This window comes from Mycobacterium sp. (assembly GCF_035697385.1).
Lineage (GTDB): Bacteria > Actinomycetota > Actinomycetes > Mycobacteriales > Mycobacteriaceae > Mycobacterium.
Map to the genome: position 1 here is coordinate 1 of NZ_DASSCY010000038.1, position 4,047 is coordinate 4,047.

3 protein-coding genes and 1 tRNA gene are annotated in these 4,047 nt (G+C 67.2%); 3 read left to right on the forward strand and 1 reads right to left on the reverse strand.

Annotated elements, in window-relative coordinates; all coding sequences use genetic code 11:
- Positions 1–233: 233 nt before the first annotated feature.
- Positions 234–309: transfer RNA gene (locus VFH65_RS03685), tRNA-Arg, on the reverse strand.
- A gap of 171 nt (positions 310–480) precedes the next feature.
- Between VFH65_RS03685 and argS the strand changes: the two genes are divergently transcribed.
- From argS to VFH65_RS03700, 3 genes are all read left to right on the forward strand, one after another.
- Positions 481–2,133: an arginine--tRNA ligase gene (argS, locus tag VFH65_RS03690; RefSeq protein ID WP_353319780.1), complete on the forward strand. Its 1,653-nt coding sequence runs from the start codon at positions 481–483 to the stop codon at positions 2,131–2,133.
- 71 nt (positions 2,134–2,204) lie between these two features.
- Complete coding sequence (gene lysA / locus VFH65_RS03695; protein ID WP_353319782.1) at positions 2,205–3,548, forward strand: diaminopimelate decarboxylase; 1,344 nt, start codon at positions 2,205–2,207, stop codon at positions 3,546–3,548.
- Between the two features lie 3 nt (positions 3,549–3,551).
- Positions 3,552–4,047, forward strand: a 496-nt coding sequence (locus VFH65_RS03700; RefSeq protein WP_353319781.1) for a homoserine dehydrogenase, incomplete at its 3' end; no start/stop codon positions are given.

Here is a 4,047-nt window from a genome sequence, read left to right on the forward strand (position 1 = left end):
GACGGAAGCGGCTCAGCCCGGAACCCTTCGATCCCGAAACGCCCCGCGGTGGGCCGTAACCGCGCTGGCCCGGTGGCGGCGGGGGATGCTCTTCCATCCCTTTATCGTGGACCCGCTCAGCCGACAGCCTCGTGTGGCTGGCCAAAACTGCTAAATCGTCGTCGCCTTTGAGTGACGTGGACGCTCGCATGCGGGTGGAAACCACCAGTAATAGGCTCTGAGCTGCGAAAAAATGGTGCCCCCGGCAGGATTCGAACCTGCGGCCTTCTGCTCCGGAGGCAGACGCTCTATCCCCTGAGCTACGGGGGCGCACGATAAAAACACTGCGCCAATGGGCTCCGACAGCCTAACGCATCCGAGCGACCGCCTGCCGCTAGTGCTGGTACCCGTCGCTGCGCTGTCCCCCCGCAAGCGGGTGGTAGCCCCAGCGCCGGATATCGATTCGGGGCGTGACCACCCCAGACCATAGGATGGACCCTCGTGACCCCCGCCGACCTGGCCGAGCTGCTCAAGACCACCGCCGCCGCGGTGCTGGCCGAGCACGGCCTCGACACCGCGGCACTTCCAGCCACGGTCACCGTAGAGCGTCCGCGCAATCCCGACCATGGCGACTACGCCACCAACCTGGCGCTGCAGCTGGGCAAGAAGGTCGGCGCCAACCCGCGTGAGCTGGCCGGATGGCTCGCCTCGGCGCTCGCCGATCAAGACGGCATTTCCTCGGCCGACGTCGCCGGTCCCGGTTTCGTCAACCTGCGCATCGAGGCCTCGGCCCAGGGCGTCATCGTCAACAACGTCATCGACGCCGGCGCCAACTACGGCCACTCCGACGAGTTCAAGGGCCACAGTGTCAACCTCGAGTTCGTCTCCGCCAACCCGACCGGGCCTATTCACATCGGCGGCACCCGCTGGGCCGCCGTCGGCGACGCGCTCGGCCGACTGCTGGCCACCCAGGGTGCCGAGGTCGTTCGCGAGTACTACTTCAACGACCACGGAGCCCAGATCGACCGGTTCACCAACTCGTTGATCGCCGCCGCCAAGGGCGAACCCACCCCCGAGGACGGCTACGCCGGCGACTACATCGCCGACATCGCCGCCCAGGTGCTCGCCAAGGATGCCGACGCGCTCAGCCTGCCCGACGACGAGATGCGCGAGACGTTCCGCGCCATCGGCGTCGACCTGATGTTCACCCACATCAAGCAGTCGCTGCACGACTTCGGCACCGACTTCGACGTGTACACCCACGAAGACTCGATGCACAGCTCCGGGCGGGTCCAGCAGGCCATCGCCAAGCTTCGCGAGGCCGGCACCATCTACGAGAGCGACGGCGCAGTCTGGTTGCGCACCACCGACTTTGGCGACGATAAGGACCGCGTCGTCATCAAGAGCGACGGTGCCCCTGCGTACGTCGCCGCCGACATCGCCTACTACCTGGACAAGCGCGAGCGCGGATTCGACCTGTGCATCTACATGCTCGGCGCCGACCACCACGGCTACATCTCCCGGCTCAAAGCCATCGCCGCCGCCCTCGGTGAGGACCCCGCCACCGTCGAGGTGCTCATCGGCCAGATGGTCAACCTGGTCCGCGACGGAGTTCCCGTCCGGATGAGCAAGCGCGCCGGAACCGTCATCACCCTCGACGACCTGGTCGAGGCCATCGGTGTCGACGCCGCCCGGTACTCCCTGATCCGCTCCTCGGTCGACACGCCCATCGACATCGACCTCGCACTCTGGTCGTCGGCGTCCAATGAAAACCCGGTCTACTACGTGCAATACGCGCACGCGCGGCTTTCGGCACTGGCCCGCAACGCCGCTGAACTTGGCGTCAAACCAGCCACCGACCATCTCGAGTTGCTCACGCACGACAAGGAGGGCACGCTGATCCGCAACGTCGGCGAGTTCCCGCGTGTCCTCAAAACCGCTGCGGCCCTTCGCGAACCGCACCGCATCTCCCGCTACCTCGAGGATCTCGCCGGCGACTATCACCGCTTCTACGACTCCTGCCGCGTGCTGCCGCAGGGCGACGAAGCCCCCAACGACCTGCACGCCGCGCGCCTGGCACTGTGCCAGGCCACCCGCCAGGTCATCGCCAACGGCCTGGCCATCCTCGGCGTCACCGCACCGGAGCGGATGTGAACGCCCACCCCGCCGGACCGAGGCACGCTGAGGAAATTCACCACGGCGGCGCTCCGCCCCGCCCGCAGTCGATACAAGAGGTGCTTAAGCTCGCCCCGAATGTCTGGCCGCGCAGCACCGTTCGCGGCGACAACGGTGTCGTGTCTATCGGGGGAGTGGCCGTCACCGACATCGCCGCCGAATTCGGCACCCCGGTTTTCGTGATCGACGAGGACGACTTCCGTTCGCGCTGCCGCGAGATCGCTGCGGCGTTCGGCGGCGGTGACCACGTGCGCTACGCCGCCAAGGCGTTCCTGTGCACCGAGGTAGCGCGCTGGATACACGAAGAAGGCCTCGCGCTGGACGTGGCCAGCGGCGGTGAGCTCGCCGTTGCCTTGCACGCCGGCTTCCCTGCGGAGCGAATCGCCTTGCACGGCAACAACAAATCGGTCGACGAGCTGACGATGGCGGTGAAGGCCGGCGTGGGCCACATCGTCCTCGACTCGATGATCGAGATCGAGCGCCTCGACGAGATCGCCGGTGCCGCCGGTGTCGTGCAGGACGTGCTCGTCCGCGTGACCGTCGGCGTCGAGGCTCACACCCACGAATTCATCTCCACCGCGCACGAGGACCAGAAGTTCGGCCTGTCACTAGCCAGCGGCGCGGCGATGGATGCGGTGCGCCGGGTGTTCGCCGCCGATCATCTGCGCCTGGTCGGCCTGCACAGCCACATCGGCTCGCAGATCTTCGACGTCGCCGGCTTCGAGATCGCCGCCCACCGGGTCATCGGCCTGCTGCGCGAGGTGGTCACCGAGTTCGGCGTCGACAAGACGAGCCAGATCGCCACCGTCGACCTCGGTGGGGGACTTGGTATTTCCTATCTGCCGCACGACGATCCACCGCCGGTGGAGGATCTGGCCGCCAAACTCGGCGCGATCGTCCAGCACGAGTCAGCGGCGGTCGGCCTGCCCGCACCCCGACTTGTCGTCGAGCCCGGCCGCGCGATCGCCGGCCCCGGCACCATCACGCTGTATCAGGTTGGCACCGTCAAAGACGTCGCCGTCAGTCCGACCGCGCACCGCCGCTACGTCAGCGTCGACGGCGGAATGAGCGACAACATCCGCACGTCGCTGTACGGCGCCGAGTACGACGCCCGCCTGATTTCCCGCGGCAGCGACGCGCCGCCCACGCTCGGCCGTATCGTCGGAAAGCATTGCGAGAGCGGCGATATCGTCGTTCGCGATGCGTGGGTGCCCGACGATGTCAAGCCCGGTGACCTGTTGGGAGTCGCGGCCACCGGTGCGTATTGCTACTCCATGTCGAGCCGTTACAACCTGATCGGCCGCCCCGCCGTGGTGGCCGTGCGCGACGGGCAAGCCCGCCTGATTCTGCGCCGGGAGACGGTCGACGATCTATTGAGTCTGGAAGTGAGGTAATCCATGAGCACAGCTGAGAAGCCCATCGGCGTAGCGGTATTGGGGCTGGGAAACGTCGGCAGCCAGGTGGTCCGCATCATCGAGGAGAGCGCCGGTGACCTGACGGCCCGCATCGGCGCCCCGCTGGTGTTGCGCGGTGTCGGTGTGCGGCGAGTCGCCGATGACCGCGGCGTGCCGATCGAGTTGCTTACCGACAACATCGAGGAGCTGGTGTCCCGGGACGACGTCGACATCGTCGTCGAACTGATGGGACCGGTCGAGCCTGCACGCAAGGCCATTCTGTCGGCTCTCGAACAGGGCAAGTCCGTCGTCACCGCCAACAAGGCGCTGATGGCCGTGTCCACCGGTGAACTGGCGCAGGCCGCCGAACACGCCCACGTCGACCTATATTTCGAGGCCGCGGTGGCCGGCGCCATCCCGGTGATCCGGCCGCTCACCCAGTCGCTCGCCGGCGACACGGTGCTGCGCGTCGCCGGCATCGTCAACGGCACCACCAACT